The organism is Kitasatospora sp. NPDC058444, assembly GCF_042721415.1.
In the GTDB taxonomy this organism is placed as follows: Bacteria; Actinomycetota; Actinomycetes; order Streptomycetales; family Streptomycetaceae; genus Kitasatospora.
Genome location: NZ_JBHXLL010000048.1, coordinates 52,121 through 67,514 on the forward strand (window position 1 = coordinate 52,121; position 15,394 = coordinate 67,514).

Consider the following 15,394-nt stretch of genomic DNA (forward strand, 5'->3'; position numbering starts at 1 on the left):
TCCTGCGGTGACGGACCGACTGGTGTACTGGGCGTACGCGCTGGGGTGGGGGCTGTTGAAGCACCTGCCGGAGCGGGTGGCCCGCGGGCTGTTCGACCGGCTGGCGGACTACGCGTGGCGCAAGCGCGGCAAGCGGGTGCTCCAGCTGGAGGCGAATCTGCGCCGGGTCCGTCCGGGGATGGACGAGGCGGCGGTGCGGGAGCTGTCCCGGGCCGGGATGCGCTCGTACCTGCGGTACTGGATGGAGTCGTTCCGGCTGCCGGTGTGGAGCCGGGAGCGGGTGGCGCGGGACGTCCAGGTGGAGGGCTTCGAGCACCTGCGGGCGCCGCTGGAGGCGGGTCGGGGCGTACTGATAGCGCTGCCGCACATGGGCAACTGGGACCTCGCGGGGGCCTGGGTGGCGCAGCAGGGCTACCCGTTCACCACGGTCGCGGAGCGGTTGAAGCCGGAGCGGCTGTTCGACCGGTTCGTGGCGTTCCGGGAGGGCCTGGGCATGGAGGTCCTGGCGCTGACCGGTGGTTCGGTGAACGTGATCGGCACGCTGGCGCGGCGGTTGCGGGAGGGCCGGCTGGTCTGCCTGGTGGGGGACCGGGACCTGTCGGAGGCGGGCATCGGGGTGACGTTCTTCGGTGAGGGGACGCGGATGCCGGCCGGTCCGGCGGCGCTGTGCCAGCGGACCGGGGCGGCGCTGCTGCCGGTGACGCTCTGGTACGACGGCCCGGTGCTGCGGGCGCGGATCCATCCGGAGGTGCCGGTGCCCGAGGAGGGCGACCGCAAGGAGCGCACCCTGGCGATGACCCAGGCGATGGCGCAGGTGTGGGAGCGGGGCATCCGCGAGCACCCGCAGGACTGGCACATGCTGCAGCGGTTCTGGCTGGCCGACCTGCCGGTTCGTGAGACGGTGAAGGCGGCGTCCGCGGAGCGTGCGGAGGCGGCTCCGGAGCTCGCGGCCGAGGCCTCCGGGTCCTGAGCCGTTCCGCCCTGCCCGCCCGCACCACTGTCCGAAGGAGCTTGAGGAACCCGTGAAGATCGGCATCGTCTGCCCGTACGACTGGGACGTCCCCGGGGGGGTGCAGTTCCACATCCGGGACCTGGCCGAGCACCTGATCGGTCTGGGGCACGAGGTGTCGGTGCTGGCGCCGGCGGAGGACGACGAGGCGCTGCCGCCGTACGTGGTCCCGGCGGGTCGGTCGGTGGCGGTGCCGTACAACGGGTCGGTGGCGCGGCTGAGCTTCGGGATCCTGTCGGCGGCGCGGGTGCGGCGCTGGCTGCACGACGGGCGCTTCGACATCCTGCACGTGCACGAGCCGGCGGCGCCGAGCCTGTCGATGCTGGCCGCGTGGTCGGCGACCGGGCCGATGGTGGGGACCTTCCACACCTCCAATCCGCGTTCGCGGGTGATGATCGCGGCCTCGCCGATCCTCCAGCCGGGGCTGGAGAAGATGCGGGCCCGGATCGCGGTGTCGGAGTACGCCCGGCGCACGCTGGTGGAGCACCTGGGCGGGGACGCGGTGGTGATCCCGAACGGTGTGGACGTGGGGTTCTTCGCGGGGGCGGAGCCGGACGAGCGCTGGACCGGTGGCGCGGCGAAGGGGGAGCCGGGCACGATCGGCTTCATCGGCCGGATCAACGAGCCGCGCAAGGGCCTGCCGACGCTGCTGGCGGCGCTGCCGAGGATCCTGGCGGAGCGGCCGGGGGTGCGGCTGCTGGTGGCGGGCAAGGGCGACGAGGAGGAGGCCGTCGCGGGCCTGGCGCCCGAGGTGCGCAGGCAGGTGGAGTTCCTCGGCATGGTGAGCGACCGGGACAAGGCCCGGCTGCTGCGCAGTGTGGACCTGTACGTGGCGCCGAACACCGGTGGCGAGAGTTTCGGGATCATCCTGGTGGAGGCGATGTCCGCGGGCGCGCCGGTGCTGGCGAGCGATCTGGACGCGTTCAAGCAGGTGCTGGACGGCGGGGACGCGGGGGAGCTGTTCCCGGTGGAGGACGCGGACGCGCTGGCCCGTACGGCGCTGCGGCTGCTGGGTGATCCGGCGCGGCTGGAGGAGCTGCGGGAGGCGGCTTCGCGGCACGTGCGGCGGTTCGACTGGTCGACGGTGGGCGCGGACATCCTGGCGGTGTACGAGACGGTGACGGCCGGCGAGGCGGCGGTGGTCGAGGAGGACGTGCGCGGCGGTCGGCGCCGGTTCGGGCTGGCCCGGGACTGATCCCCGGGGGCGGGCCGGGGTGTCGGTGGCGTTAGGGTCGGGCGTCCGTACCACTTTCGATCCACGGGGGCGACGATGCCGCAGATCTCCGTCGACTACTCGGCCTCCCTGGCCGGCACCTTCGACCGCCGGGGCCTCGGTCTGGCGATCAACCGGCTGGCGGAGGCGACGATCGACGCGAAGCCGGATTCCTGCAAGACGGTGTTCCGGCAGAGCGAGCTGCTGGTGGTGGGCACCGGTGGGGCGGCCGCCGACGCCCAGGTGTTCGTGGAGTTCCAGATCTTCCCGGGCCGTTCGCCGGAGGCGAAGGCGGCGCTGAGCGAGGGGGTGCTGGCGCTGCTGGGGCAGTACGTCCGGCCGCGGCCGGGCACCCGGTTGTTCACGGCGGTGGACATCGCGGACATCGACCGGGAGAGCTACCGGAACGCGACCGCCCAGGGCTGAACCGGTGACACCGGGTAACGTAGCGGCCCGTGACTACCTGGATCTGGGCCGGCGTGGCCGTGGTGCTGTTCGGCATGTACCTGAGTTGGACGGCCGGTCGTCTGGACCGGCTGCACGCCCGGATCGACGCGGCGCGGGCGGCGCTGGACGCGCAGCTGGTCCGCCGGGCCTCGGTGGCGTTGGAGCTGGCGACGTCCTCGCTGCTGGATCCGGCGGCCTCGCTGTTGCTGTTGGACGCGGCGCACGCGGCCCGGCAGGCCGAGGACGAGCAGCGCGAGGTGGCGGAGAGCCAGTTGAGCCTGGCGCTGCGGGCGGTGTTCGAGGAGCCGGAGCAGGTGGCGGCGCTGGTGGCCGAGCCGGGTGGCGAGGACGCGGTTCGTGATCTGACGGCCGCGGTGCGGCGGGTGCCGATGGCCCGCCGGTTCCACAACGACGCGGTGCGGGCGGCCCGGGCGGTGCGTGAGCACCGGCTGGTGCGGTACTTCCGGTTGGCGGGGAAGGCGCCGTTCCCGCTGGCGTTCGAGATGGACGATGCTCCGCCGCCCGCGCTCACGCCGGAAGGGGCACCTGCTTAAGCCCGGAGGGGCACCTGTTTAAGGTGTCCCCCGGATACGGCCCGTTTGTCGTGTCCCGTCGTCCGGGCTGGACTTGGTGGCGCATGGAGGGGTCACCCGTTCTGCCTACCATAGGGCGATAGCACCGATTCAGCTTCGAGTGAGGTCTCACGTGTCCACCACCCCCACCACCGCAGACCAGCCGCAGATCGGCACCGCCCGGGTCAAGCGCGGCATGGCCGAGCAGCTCAAGGGCGGTGTGATCATGGACGTGGTCAACGCCGAGCAGGCCAAGATCGCCGAGGACGCCGGCGCCGTGGCCGTCATGGCCCTGGAGCGGGTTCCGGCGGACATCCGCAAGGACGGCGGCGTCGCCCGCATGTCCGACCCGAACATGATCGAGGAGATCATCGCCGCGGTCTCCATCCCGGTGATGGCCAAGTCCCGCATCGGTCACTTCGTCGAGGCCCAGGTGCTCCAGTCGCTGGGCGTCGACTACATCGACGAGTCCGAGGTCCTGACCCCGGCCGACGAGGTCAACCACTCGGACAAGTTCGCCTTCACCACCCCCTTCGTCTGCGGCGCCACCAACCTGGGCGAGGCCCTGCGCCGCATCGCCGAGGGCGCGGCCATGATCCGCTCGAAGGGCGAGGCCGGCACCGGCAACGTCGTCGAGGCCGTCCGCCACCTGCGCCAGATCAAGAACGAGATCGGCCAGCTGCGCGCCCTGGACAACAACGAGCTGTACGCCGCCGCCAAGGAGCTGCGCGCCCCGTACGAGCTGGTCAAGGAGGTCGCCGAGCTCGGCAAGCTGCCGGTCGTGCTGTTCTCCGCCGGTGGCGTCGCCACCCCGGCCGACGCCGCGCTGATGCGCCAGCTGGGCGCCGAGGGCGTCTTCGTCGGCTCCGGCATCTTCAAGTCGGGCGACCCGGCCAAGCGCGCCGCCGCCATCGTGAAGGCCACCACCTTCTTCGACGACCCGAAGGTCATCGCGGACGCCTCCCGCAACCTGGGCGAGGCCATGGTCGGCATCAACTGCGACACCCTGCCGGAGACGGAGCGCTACGCCAACCGCGGCTGGTAGTCGCCGTCCTTTGGGCCGGCCCGCCGCAGCGCCTCGGCGCGCGGCGGGCCGCGCCACGTAGTCCGTCGTAACGATCGATAGAGGTTGAAGACCGTGAGCACTCCTGTCATCGGCGTCCTCGCCCTGCAGGGCGACGTCCGCGAGCACCTGGTGGCGCTGGCCGAGGCCGACGCGCTCGCCCGTCCGGTGCGCCGCGCCGAGGAGCTGGCCGAGGTCGACGCGCTGGTGATCCCCGGCGGGGAGTCCACCACCATGTCCAAGCTGGCGCTGCTGTTCGGCGTGATGGACCCGCTGCGCGAGCGGGTCGCCGCGGGGATGCCGGTCTACGGCACCTGCGCGGGCATGATCATGCTGGCGGACAAGATCCTGGACGGCCGCGAGGACCAGGAGACCGTCGGCGGCATCGACATGACGGTGCGCCGCAACGCCTTCGGCCGCCAGAACGAGTCCTTCGAGTCCGGGATCGACTTCACGGGCCTGGACGACGCGCCGGTGCACGGCGTCTTCATCCGCGCCCCCTGGGTCGAGTCGGTCGGCGCGGGCGTCACGGTGCTGGCCGAGCTCCCCGCCGCCGACGGCCCGGACAGCCGGATCGTGGCGGTGCGCCAGGGCAACCTGCTGGCCACCTCCTTCCACCCGGAGCTGACCGGTGACCACCGGGTGCACGCGTACTTCGTGCGGATGGTCGAGGAGCACCTCGCCGCGGCCGCGCGCTGACCGGGTCGGCCACGCGCTGACCGTGTGCGCCCCACCGGTGACGACACCGGTAAGATCTCATCTGTTCATTTCCCTTTGGCGACGTAAAGGAGCTGGCGATGTCCGGCCACTCTAAGTGGGCTACCACCAAGCACAAGAAGGCCGTGATCGACGCCAAGCGCGGCAAGCTCTTCGCCAAGATGATCAAGAACATCGAGGTGGCGGCGCGCACCGGCGGTCCCGACCCGGCGGGCAACCCGACCCTCTACGACGCCATCCAGAAGGCGAAGAAGAGCTCGGTCCCGATCGACAACATCAACCGCGCCGTCAAGCGCGGTGGCGGTCTGGAGGCCGGCGGCGCCGACTACCAGACCATCATGTACGAGGGCTACGGCCCGAACGGCGTCGCCGTCCTGATCGAGTGCCTCACCGACAACCGCAACCGCGCCGCGTCCGACGTGCGCGTCGCGATGACCCGCAACGGCGGCTCGATGGCCGACCCGGGCTCGGTGTCGTACCTGTTCACCCGCAAGGGCGTCGTCATCGTCCCCAAGGCCGCCGGCGTGGACGAGGACAAGCTGTTCGAGGTCGTCCTCGACCAGGAGCCCGAGGAGATCAACGACCTCGGCGACTCGTTCGAGATCGTCTCCGAGGCCTCCAAGATGGTCGCCGTGCGCACCGCGCTGGTCGACGCCGGCGTCGACTACGACTCGGCCGAGGCCAACTTCCTCCCCAGCATGCAGGTCGAGCTGGACGTCGACGGCGCCCGCAAGATCCTCAAGCTGATCGACGCGCTGGAGGACAGCGACGACGTGCAGAACGTCTTCGCCAACTTCGACATCTCCGACGAGGTCGGCGCGCAGCTCGACGCCGAGTGATCACTGCCCAGTGATCGTCGGTGAGTGACCGTTCTCACTGCCCGGCCCGGTGGTCCCTGGACCACCGGGCCGGTGTCGTCGGTCGGGTTGTCGGACCCGGGCGGTAGCCTGCGGGGGTCGCTCGGCGAGGGGGCGGGCAACAGCGGCGGGTGACGGCGGCGAGTGCAGGGAGACGGGCGAGTGGTGCGGGTACTGGGCGTGGACCCGGGGCTGACCAGGTGCGGGATCGGCGTGGTCGAGGGGGCGCCGGGCCGCCCGTTGCGGATGGCCGGGGTCGGCGTGGTGCGCACCCCCGCCGAGGCCGAGATCGGGCAGCGGCTGCTCCAGGTCGAGCAGGGCATCGAGGCCTGGCTGGACGAGCACCGGCCCGACCTGGTCGCCGTCGAGCGGGTCTTCGCCCAGCACAACGTCCGCACCGTGATGGGCACCGCCCAGGCCAGCGCCGTCGCGATGCTGTGCGCCACCCGGCGCGGCATCCCCGTCACCCTGCACACCCCCAGCGAGGTCAAGGCGGCCGTCACCGGCTCCGGCCGGGCCGACAAGGCGCAGGTCACGGCCATGGTGCAGCGTCTGCTGCGGCTGGACGCGCCGCCCAAGCCCGCCGACGCCGCCGACGCGCTGGCCCTGGCCATCTGCCACATCTGGCGCGGCGGGGCGACCAACCGGCTGGAGGCCGCCGTCCGGGCCGCCCGCTCCACCCCCCGCTCCACTCCTCCGAAAGGCACCGTCCGATGATCGCCTTCGTGCAAGGGCCCGTGGCGGCCATCTCCTCCGGGATCGCGGTGGTCGAGGTCGGCGGGGTGGGCATGGCCGTGCAGTGCACCCCGAACACCCTGGCCGGGCTGCGGCTGGGCGAGCCGACCCGGCTGGCCACCTCGCTGGTCGTCCGGGAGGACTCGCTGACCCTGTTCGGCTTCGCGGACGACGACGAGCGCGCCGTGTTCGAGATCCTCCAGGCCGCGCCCGGCGTCGGCCCCAAGCTGGCGCAGGCCATCCTCGGCGTGCACAGCCCCGACGCGCTGCGCGCCGCGGTCGCGGGCGGCGACGAGAAGGCGCTGGTCGCGGTGCCCGGCATCGGCAAGGCCAAGGCGGCCAAGCTGCTGCTGGAGTACAAGGACAAGCTCGGCGCACCGCACGGCGCCGTTCCCGCGCAGAAGCCGATCGCCGCCGGCCCGGCGCCGTGGAGCGAGCAGCTGCACTCCGCGCTGACCGGCCTCGGCTACGCCCCGCGCGAGGCGGAGGAGGCGGTCGCGGCCGTCACCCCGGAGGCCGAGGCCCAGGCGACGCCGGACGTCGGCGCCCTGCTCCGGCTCGCCCTGCGCGGCCTCAACCGCGCCCGCTGACCACCCGACGACCTGTCCCCTTGTCGACACCGGAGATCCTGGAGCCCGCGACGATGTACGACCCGGAACCCACCGACCGGCTGGTCACGGCCGCCGCCGACGGTGAGGACCAGGCGGTGGAGGCGGCGCTGCGCCCCAAGCTGCTGGACGAGTTCATCGGCCAGGAGCGGGTGCGCGAGCAGCTGTCGCTGGTGCTCCAGGCCGCCCGCAAGCGCGGCAGCGCGCCCGACCACGTGCTGCTGAGCGGGCCGCCCGGGCTCGGCAAGACCACCCTGTCCATGATCATCGCCGCCGAGCTGGGCGCCCCGATCCGGATCACCTCCGGCCCGGCCATCCAGCACGCCGGGGACCTCGCGGCGATCCTCTCCTCGCTCACCGAGGGCGAGGTGCTCTTCCTCGACGAGATCCACCGGATGTCCCGGCCGGCCGAGGAGATGCTCTACATGGCGATGGAGGACTTCCGGGTCGACGTGATCGTCGGCAAGGGCCCGGGCGCCACCGCCATCCCGCTGGAGCTGCCGCCCTTCACCCTGGTCGGCGCCACCACCCGGGCCGGCCTGCTGCCGCCGCCGCTGCGCGACCGCTTCGGGTTCACCGGGCACATGGAGTTCTACGCCCCGGCCGAGCTCCAGCGGGTGGTGCACCGCTCGGCCACGCTGCTGGACGTGGAGATAGACCCGGCCGGCGCGGCCGAGATCGCCGGGCGCTCGCGCGGCACCCCGCGCATCGCCAACCGGCTGCTGCGCCGGGTCCGCGACTACGCCCAGGTCCGGCACGACGGGCAGGTCACCGCCGAGATCGCCGCCCAGGCCCTGGACGTCTACGAGGTGGACGCCCGCGGTCTGGACCGGCTGGACCGCGCGGTGCTGGACGCGCTGCTGCGGCTGTTCGGCGGGGGTCCGGTCGGTTTGTCGACACTAGCGGTCGCCGTCGGGGAGGAGTCCGAGACGGTCGAGGAGGTCGCCGAGCCGTTCCTGGTCCGCGAGGGCCTGCTCGCCCGTACCCCGCGCGGCCGGATCGCCACCGCCGCCGCCTGGCAGCACCTCGGCCTGACACCACCGGCACAGACCCCGCCGGTCCGGACCACGCGCGGGAGCGTTCCGCCGCAGTCGGAGCTGTTTCCGGCGGATGAAAGTTGACCGCCATCGGCTGAACGGGTGAGTCGGGCCGGCCGGTTCCCGCCCGGTGCTTCCGTTCTGGCACACGGAGGAGCCGGGATCGAAGTCCGGGGAAACAGTGCAGGCAGAGGGTCGCCACTTTCGGCGACAGGATGCGATGCTTGGCGTTGTCCGATCGATTCGGGGTCGCCTAGACTCCGCCGGACCGCCCCTCTCACCTGACGGGCCGACCAATACCACACAGGCCGCCGGCCGGCGGCCCGTAAAGGACCCTGGCTGCAGTGAACCTCATCATCCTTCTCCTCCCGATCATCGCGATCGTGCTCATGTTCCGGTCGCAGAAGAAGCGCCAGCAGCAGCAGCAGCAGATGCAGACTGCGCTGGAGCCCGGGGCGGGGGTGCGCACCATCGGTGGCCTGTACGCCCAGGTGAAGGCGGTCAACGAGGAGACCGTCGAGCTGGAGATCGCGCCCGGCGTGGTCACCCACTTCACCAAGAGCGCCGTCGCGGCCGTCCTGGACCCCCAGGACTACGACGCGATCATCAACGGCCGCCCCGCCGATGACGAGCTGCCCGAGCCGGAGGCCGAGGACGCCGAGCCGGTCGAGGCCAAGCCGCTGACGCTCACCAAGGACAGCGCCGAGAAGGGCGATGCCGAGGGCGGGGCTCCCGCGAGCAAGTAGTACGGCCGGGCAACCCGCCCGGCCGCGCGGCGTACGCCGCGAGCCCACAGACCTCAGGGCCGCACAACCCGCCGTACCCCCGTGCCGACATTCGGCCGGGGGTACGGCCGGGCAAGTGGCATGGACAGGGAGAAACGAGCAAGGTGGCAACACCCAAGTCGCGCCCGCGCGACGGCTACCCAGGACGGGCACTGGCCCTCATCCTGGTCGTCACCGTCGGACTGGTCGCCCTCATGTTCGGGAACGGCACCACCAAGCCCCGGCTCGGTATCGACCTCGCCGGTGGCACCAGCATCACGCTGACCGCGAAGTCGACCGACCCCAAGGCGCTCACCAAGTCCAACATGGACATCGCCGTCGGGATCATCGAGCGTCGCGTCAACGGGATGGGTGTCTCCGAGGCGGAGGTCCAGACCCAGGGCTCGGACACGATCATCGTGAACATCCCCAAGGGCGGCGACCGGCAGAACGCGGCGGACCAGGTCGGTACCACCGCCCAGCTGTTCTTCCGTCCGGTCCTGGCCGTGGCCCCCAGCGGCCTCGCCGTCCCGGCGCCCACCGGCACCCCGTCCACGGGCGCCACCGGCACCCCGGGTGCGACCCCGTCCGCGGGCGCCACCGCGGCCGCCACCGGCACCCCGTCCGCAGGCGCGAGCGCCACCAAGCAGGGCCGCCCCGCGAGCGAGGCGCTGGCCGCCGAGGGCGCCAGCCCGACCGCCGCCGCCACCGGCGCCGCGAGCGCCGCGCCCTCCGCCGGCGCCACCGGCGCCCCGAGCGCCGCGGCCACCCCGCAGACCCCCGCGGACCTCAGCAACGCGATGACCCAGGGCAGCGTCCCGCCGGAGCTGTCCGCCGCGTTCGCCGCCCTGGACTGCTCCAAGCCCGAGGTCCGCGCCGCCCAGACCGGCGCCGAGGACAAGGCCGTCGTCGCCTGCTCCCAGAAGGCCGAGAAGGGCTACTACGAGAAGCTGGTGCTCGGCCCGGTGGCCGTGAAGGGCTCGGACGTCTCCAAGGCCCAGGCCGGCATCGACACCCAGACCGGCGCCGGCTGGCAGGTCCAGCTGCAGTTCAACGGCACCGGCACCGACGCCTTCGCCAAGGTCACCGGCCAGCTGGCCACCCAGGCCCCGCCGAACAACCAGTTCGCCATCGTCCTGGACAACCAGGTCGTCTCGCACCCCGAGGTCCGGGGCTCGATCCCGGGCGGCAGCGCGGTCATCACCGGCCAGTTCAAGCAGAGCGAGGCGCAGGACCTGGCCAACGTGCTGGGCTACGGCGCCCTGCCGCTGGAGTTCAGCAAGAGCGACATCACCACCGTCTCCCCGGCGCTCGGCAGCGACCAGCTCAAGGCCGGTCTGGTCGCCGGCATCATCGGCATGATCCTGGTGGTCGCCTACTCGCTGATCTACTACCGCGGCCTCGGCCTGGTCTCGATCGCCGGTCTGATCGTCTCGGCGATCCTGACCTACTCGATCATGAGCCTGCTCGGCAGCGCGATCGGCTTCGCCCTGAACCTGCCGGCGGTCTGCGGTGCCATCGTCGCGATCGGCATCACCGCCGACTCCTTCATCGTGTACTTCGAGCGCATCCGCGACGAGGTCCGCGAGGGCGCCCCGCTGCGCCCGGCGGTCCAGCGGGCCTGGCCGCGCGCCCGGCGCACCATCCTGGTCTCGGACTTCGTGTCCTTCCTCTGTGCCGCCGTGCTCTACGTGGTCTCGGTCGGCAAGGTCCAGGGCTTCGCGTTCACCCTGGGTCTGACCACCGCGCTCGACGTCGTGGTGATCTTCCTCTTCACCAAGCCGCTGATCACACTGCTGGCCCGCCGCAAGTTCTTCCTGAACGGCCACCCGTGGTCCGGCCTGGACCCGAAGCGGCTGGGCGCCCGCCCGCCGCTGCGCAGCAGCCGTCGCCGTAACCCCTCCTCTGCCGCCGTGAAGGAGGCCTGACACCGTGTCACGCTTCTCCAACCTGGGCCACCGGCTCTACCAGGGCGAAGTCAGCTTCGACTTCGTCGGCCGCCGCAAGCTCTGGTACTCCATCTCCGGCGTGATCGTGCTGGTCGCGGCGATCGGCCTGGCCATGGGCCTGCACCTGGGCATCGAGTTCAAGGGCGGCTCGGTCTACACCGTGGCCAAGCCGGGCCTGACGGTCTCCCAGGCGCAGGACACCGCCGACGGGGTCGTCTCCTCGCACCCGCTGGTCCAGTCGACCGACAACGGCAAGATCCGCATCCAGGTCAGCACCGAGGAGACGAAGAGCTCGGACCAGATCCGCGCCGAGCTCTCGCAGAAGCTCGACGTGCCGCTGGACACCGTCGAGGCCCAGGTGATCGGCCCCAGCTGGGGCAAGCAGATCTCCCAGAAGGCACTCACCGGTCTGATCGTCTTCATGGTCCTGGTGACGGTCTACCTGGCGATCGCCTTCGAGTGGCGGATGGCGGTGTCCGCCCTGGTCGCCCTCATCCACGACCTCCTGATCACCATCGGCGTGTACGCCCTGGTGGGCTTCGAGGTCACCCCGGGTACGGTGATCGGCTTCCTGACCATCCTCGGGTACTCGCTCTACGACACGGTCGTCGTCTTCGACACCGTGAAGGAGAACACCAAGGGGCTCACCAAGCAGAACAAGCTCACCTACAGCGAGGCCGCGAACGCGGGCCTCAACCAGACCCTGGTGCGCTCGCTCAACACCACCGTGGTGGCGCTGCTGCCGGTCGCCGCACTGCTGTTCATCGGTGGCGGCTTCCTGGGCGCCGGCACCCTGAACGACATCTCGCTCGCGCTGTTCATCGGCCTCGCGGCCGGTGCCTACTCCTCGATCTGCGTCGCCACCCCGCTGCTGGCGCAGCTCAAGGAGGAGCAGCCGGAGATGAAGGCGCTGCGCAAGCGGGTCCTCCAGCACCGGGCCGCCGCGGCCGCCAAGGCCGAGGCCGGGGACGGCGTCGCGGCGGACGAGGAGTCGACGGGCGAGGAGCAGCCCGCGGGTATGGTCGGACAGCGTGGTCGCTCGGCCGGCACCTCCCGTGCCAAGGGCCGTCCGTCCACCAAGCGCTGACCCCGACCGGGGCCCCGAGGCCCCACCACCGTGAGGACACGACCGTGACCACCGCCGACACCGCACTGGCCGAGCTGCTGAACAGCCGGATCCGGGACGTCCCGGACTACCCGAAGCCGGGTGTGCTGTTCAAGGACATCGCGCCGCTGCTCGCCGACGCCGAGGCCTTCGGCGCCCTCACCCGGGCGCTGGCGGACCGGGCCAAGGAGCTCGGTGCGACCAAGGTGGTGGGCCTGGAGGCGCGCGGCTTCGTGCTGGCGGCCCCGGCGGCCGTCGCGGCCGGCCTCGGCTTCGTGCCGATCCGCAAGCAGGGCAAGCTGCCCGGCGAGGTGTTCCGGCGCTCGTACGAGCTGGAGTACGGCTCGGCGACGCTGGAGGTGCAGTGCGACGCCTTCGCGCCCGGTGAGCGGGTGCTGGTGGTGGACGACGTGCTGGCCACCGGCGGCACCATCGGCGCCTCGCTCGACCTGGTCAAGGAGGCCGGGGCCGAGCTGGTGGGCGTCGTGGTGCTGATGGAGCTGGGCTTCCTGGACGGCCGCGAGCGGCTGGCCGGGCACCTGGGCGGCGCCCCGCTGGAGACGCTGGTCACGGTCTGACGGACAGGTCAGGAGGACGGCGGTCGGGACATCCGACCGCCGTCCTTCCGTTTCCCGGCCCTTCCGGGCCCGGCCGGATGAACACCTCGGCGCCCGGCTCGGTACCATGAAGATTCATCCCCTCCCGGTTGTCCCCGACCGTTCGGGCCTCGGCAGGGGTCGGCCCGGTGCCCCGAGGAGTTGTCCTTGCCCGACGAGGTTGTGCCCACGGCCGCAGCGGCCACCCCCGAAAACCGTCCCACGCCCTCGGGGGCCACCCCGGCACGCCCGGCGCCGACCTCCTCGCGTTCGCTCGGCCCCTCGGGCCGCGGTTCCACCGGCGGTATGCGCGCCCGGCTGGCCCGTCTCGGCGGCCAGCGCTCCAGCGTGCTCAACCCCGTCCTGGAGCCGCTGTTCCGCTCGATCCGGGCGAACGACCCGAAGGCCGACCCGGCACTGCTGCGCGACATCGAGAAGGCCTACGCGGTGGCCGAGAAGTGGCACCGCGGGCAGAAGCGCAAGAGCGGCGACCCGTACATCACCCATCCGCTGGCCGTCGCGACGATCCTGGCCGAGCTCGGCATGGACGCCCCGACCCTGATGGCCGGGCTGCTGCACGACACGGTCGAGGACACCGACTACGGCCTGGAGACCCTGCGCAAGGACTTCGGGGACTCGGTGGCCCTGCTGGTGGACGGCGTCACCAAGCTGGACCGGGTCAAGTTCGGCGAGGCCGCGCAGGCCGAGACCGTCCGCAAGATGGTCGTGGCGATGGCCAAGGACCCGCGGGTCCTGGTGATCAAGCTGGCCGACCGCCTGCACAACATGCGCACGATGCGCTACCTCAAGCGGGAGAAGCAGGAGAAGAAGGCCCGCGAGACGCTGGAGATCTACGCCCCGCTGGCGCACCGGCTGGGCATGAACACCATCAAGTGGGAGCTGGAGGACCTCGCCTTCGCGATCCTCTACCCCAAGATGTACGACGAGATCGTCCGGCTGGTCGCCGAGCGCGCCCCCAAGCGGGACGAGTACCTGGCGACCGTCATCGACCAGGTCCAGGCGGACCTGCGCGGCGCCCGGATCACCGCCTCCGTCACCGGCCGGCCGAAGCACTACTACTCGGTCTACCAGAAGATGATCGTCCGGGGCCGGGACTTCGCCGAGATCTACGACCTGGTGGGCATAAGGGTCCTGGTCGACACCGTCCGCGACTGCTACGCGGCGCTGGGCACCATCCACGCGCGGTGGAACCCGGTGCCGGGGCGGTTCAAGGACTACATCGCGATGCCCAAGTTCAACATGTACCAGTCGCTGCACACCACGGTGATCGGTCCCGGGGGCAAGCCCGTCGAGCTGCAGATCCGCACCTTCGACATGCACCGGCGGGCCGAGTACGGCATCGCCGCGCACTGGAAGTACAAGCAGCGCGCGGTGGCCGGGGCGTCCAAGGTCCGCACCGACACCCCGACCCAGGTCCGCAAGGACGACAAGGCCGGCGCCGTCAACGAGATGGCCTGGCTGCGGCAGTTGCTGGACTGGCAGAAGGAGACCGCCGACCCGGGCGAGTTCCTGGAGTCGCTCCGCTTCGACCTGGCCAGCAACGAGGTCTTCGTCTTCACCCCCAAGGGCGACGTGATAGCCCTGCCGGCCGGGGCCACCCCGGTCGACTTCGCCTTCGCGGTGCACACCGAGGTCGGCTACCGGACGATAGGCGCCCGGGTCAACGGGCGGCTGGTGCCGCTGGAGTCGACCCTGGAGAACGGCGACACCGTCGAGGTGTTCACCTCCAAGGCGGAGAACGCCGGCCCGTCCCGGGACTGGCTGGGCTTCGTCAAGTCCCCGCGCGCCCGCAACAAGATCCGCGCCTGGTTCTCCAAGGAGCGCCGCGAGGAGGCGATCGAGCACGGCAAGGAGGCGATCGTCCGGGCGATGCGCAAGCAGGGCCTGCCGATCCAGCGGATCCTGACCGGCGACTCGCTGGTCACCCTGGCCCACGAGATGCGCTACCCCGACATCTCCTCGCTCTACGCCGCGATCGGCGAGGGCCACGTCGCGGCGCCGAACATCGTGCAGAAGCTGGTCCAGGCGCTCGGCGGCGAGGAGGGCGCGACCGAGGACCTGGCGGAGACCGCCACCCCGACCCACGACAACCGCCGCGCGGTGCGCCGCCGGGCCAAGGGCGACCCGGGCGTGATCGTCAAGGGCGTCGAGGACGTCTGGGTCAAGCTCTCCCGGTGCTGCACCCCGGTGCCCGGCGACCCGATCGTCGGCTTCGTGACCCGCGGCAACGGCGTCTCGGTGCACCGCGCCGACTGCGTCAACGTGGAGGCGCTGAGCCAGCAGCCGGAGCGCATGATCGACGTCGAGTGGGCGGCCACCCAGTCCTCGGTCTTCCTGGTGGCCATCCAGGTCGAGGCGCTGGACCGCTCCCGGCTGCTCTCGGACGTCACCCGGGTGCTCTCCGACCAGCACGTCAACATCCTGTCGGCGGCGGTGCAGACCTCCCGGGACCGGGTGGCGATGAGCCGCTTCACCTTCGAGATGGGCGACCCGAAGCACCTGGGCCACGTGCTCAAGGCGGTGCGCGGCGTCGAGGGCGTGTACGACGTCTACCGCGTCACCTCCGCCCGCAAGTAGCGGGCCGGTACGGGAAAGGCCCCCGGGAGCCTTGGGTTCTAACGGTCCTCGCAACACCCGCGATCCGTGGGAGTTGCGAGGACCGTGGGCGTTGGACGTAGTGATCTTGCTGGGTTGCGGGAGC

15 protein-coding genes are annotated in these 15,394 nt (G+C 71.7%); all 15 read left to right on the forward strand.

Going from position 1 to position 15,394, the window contains the following annotated elements; genetic code table 11:
* Nucleotides 1-7: 7 nt before the first annotated feature.
* The 15 genes from ACFWP2_RS33595 (at nucleotide 8) to ACFWP2_RS33665 (ending at nucleotide 15,270) form a co-directional block, all read left to right on the forward strand.
* On the forward strand, nucleotides 8-970 hold the full coding sequence (locus ACFWP2_RS33595) for a phosphatidylinositol mannoside acyltransferase (protein WP_380458582.1): 963 nt from the start codon (nucleotides 8-10) through the stop codon (nucleotides 968-970).
* Between the two features lie 52 nt (nucleotides 971-1,022).
* On the forward strand, nucleotides 1,023-2,204 hold the full coding sequence (locus ACFWP2_RS33600; protein WP_380458584.1) for a glycosyltransferase family 4 protein: 1,182 nt from the start codon (nucleotides 1,023-1,025) through the stop codon (nucleotides 2,202-2,204).
* Nucleotides 2,205-2,279: 75 nt separating this feature from the next.
* Complete coding sequence (locus ACFWP2_RS33605) at nucleotides 2,280-2,648, forward strand: 5-carboxymethyl-2-hydroxymuconate Delta-isomerase (RefSeq protein ID WP_380458586.1); 369 nt, start codon at nucleotides 2,280-2,282, stop codon at nucleotides 2,646-2,648.
* 74 nt (nucleotides 2,649-2,722) lie between these two features.
* Nucleotides 2,723-3,223, forward strand: coding sequence for a hypothetical protein (locus tag ACFWP2_RS33610; protein ID WP_360345614.1), 501 nt, complete (start codon nucleotides 2,723-2,725; stop codon nucleotides 3,221-3,223).
* A gap of 151 nt (nucleotides 3,224-3,374) precedes the next feature.
* Complete coding sequence (gene pdxS / locus ACFWP2_RS33615; protein ID WP_380458588.1) at nucleotides 3,375-4,286, forward strand: pyridoxal 5'-phosphate synthase lyase subunit PdxS; 912 nt, start codon at nucleotides 3,375-3,377, stop codon at nucleotides 4,284-4,286.
* A 93-nt stretch (nucleotides 4,287-4,379) separates the two neighbouring features.
* Nucleotides 4,380-5,003 (forward strand): pyridoxal 5'-phosphate synthase glutaminase subunit PdxT, encoded by a 624-nt coding sequence (pdxT, locus tag ACFWP2_RS33620; protein WP_380458590.1) that lies wholly within the window; start codon nucleotides 4,380-4,382, stop codon nucleotides 5,001-5,003.
* Nucleotides 5,004-5,101: 98 nt separating this feature from the next.
* Nucleotides 5,102-5,860 carry a YebC/PmpR family DNA-binding transcriptional regulator gene (locus tag ACFWP2_RS33625; RefSeq protein ID WP_380458592.1) on the forward strand — a complete coding sequence of 253 codons (759 nt, stop codon included), beginning with the start codon at nucleotides 5,102-5,104 and terminating at the stop codon, nucleotides 5,858-5,860.
* A 183-nt stretch (nucleotides 5,861-6,043) separates the two neighbouring features.
* On the forward strand, nucleotides 6,044-6,595 hold the full coding sequence (gene ruvC, locus ACFWP2_RS33630) for a crossover junction endodeoxyribonuclease RuvC (RefSeq protein ID WP_380458610.1): 552 nt from the start codon (nucleotides 6,044-6,046) through the stop codon (nucleotides 6,593-6,595).
* Nucleotides 6,592-7,203 (forward strand): Holliday junction branch migration protein RuvA, encoded by a 612-nt coding sequence (gene ruvA, locus ACFWP2_RS33635; protein ID WP_380458594.1) that lies wholly within the window; start codon nucleotides 6,592-6,594, stop codon nucleotides 7,201-7,203. Before ruvC ends, ruvA begins: the two co-directional genes overlap by 4 nt.
* A 53-nt stretch (nucleotides 7,204-7,256) precedes the next feature.
* A complete protein-coding gene (gene ruvB, locus ACFWP2_RS33640; RefSeq protein WP_380458612.1) occupies nucleotides 7,257-8,342 on the forward strand; it encodes a Holliday junction branch migration DNA helicase RuvB in 1,086 nt (361 codons plus the stop codon).
* A gap of 260 nt (nucleotides 8,343-8,602) precedes the next feature.
* Nucleotides 8,603-9,004 (forward strand): preprotein translocase subunit YajC, encoded by a 402-nt coding sequence (gene yajC / locus ACFWP2_RS33645; RefSeq protein ID WP_380458597.1) that lies wholly within the window; start codon nucleotides 8,603-8,605, stop codon nucleotides 9,002-9,004.
* Nucleotides 9,005-9,147: 143 nt separating this feature from the next.
* The gene (secD, locus tag ACFWP2_RS33650) at nucleotides 9,148-10,950 is read left to right on the forward strand and encodes a protein translocase subunit SecD (protein ID WP_380458599.1); all 1,803 of its coding nucleotides are present in this window, start codon (nucleotides 9,148-9,150) and stop codon (nucleotides 10,948-10,950) included.
* Between the two features lie 4 nt (nucleotides 10,951-10,954).
* The gene (secF, locus tag ACFWP2_RS33655) at nucleotides 10,955-12,058 is read left to right on the forward strand and encodes a protein translocase subunit SecF (RefSeq protein WP_380458601.1); all 1,104 of its coding nucleotides are present in this window, start codon (nucleotides 10,955-10,957) and stop codon (nucleotides 12,056-12,058) included.
* A 44-nt stretch (nucleotides 12,059-12,102) separates the two neighbouring features.
* Nucleotides 12,103-12,654: an adenine phosphoribosyltransferase gene (locus tag ACFWP2_RS33660; protein ID WP_380458603.1), complete on the forward strand. Its 552-nt coding sequence runs from the start codon at nucleotides 12,103-12,105 to the stop codon at nucleotides 12,652-12,654.
* Nucleotides 12,655-12,834: 180 nt separating this feature from the next.
* Nucleotides 12,835-15,270 (forward strand): RelA/SpoT family protein, encoded by a 2,436-nt coding sequence (locus tag ACFWP2_RS33665; protein WP_380458605.1) that lies wholly within the window; start codon nucleotides 12,835-12,837, stop codon nucleotides 15,268-15,270.
* The last annotated feature ends 124 nt before the right edge of the window (nucleotides 15,271-15,394 follow it).

Excerpts from the sequence above, each read along its gene's own strand:
- ruvA (WP_380458594.1), top strand. The coding sequence starts at position 6,592 with ATGATCGCCTTCGTGCAAGGGCCCGTGGCGGCCATCTCCTCCGGGATC.
- ACFWP2_RS33610 (WP_360345614.1), top strand. The coding sequence starts at position 2,723 with ATGTACCTGAGTTGGACGGCCGGTCGTCTGGACCGGCTGCACGCCCGG.
- ACFWP2_RS33625 (WP_380458592.1), top strand. The coding sequence starts at position 5,102 with ATGTCCGGCCACTCTAAGTGGGCTACCACCAAGCACAAGAAGGCCGTG.
- ACFWP2_RS33605 (WP_380458586.1), top strand. The coding sequence starts at position 2,280 with ATGCCGCAGATCTCCGTCGACTACTCGGCCTCCCTGGCCGGCACCTTC.
- ruvB (WP_380458612.1), top strand. The coding sequence starts at position 7,257 with ATGTACGACCCGGAACCCACCGACCGGCTGGTCACGGCCGCCGCCGAC.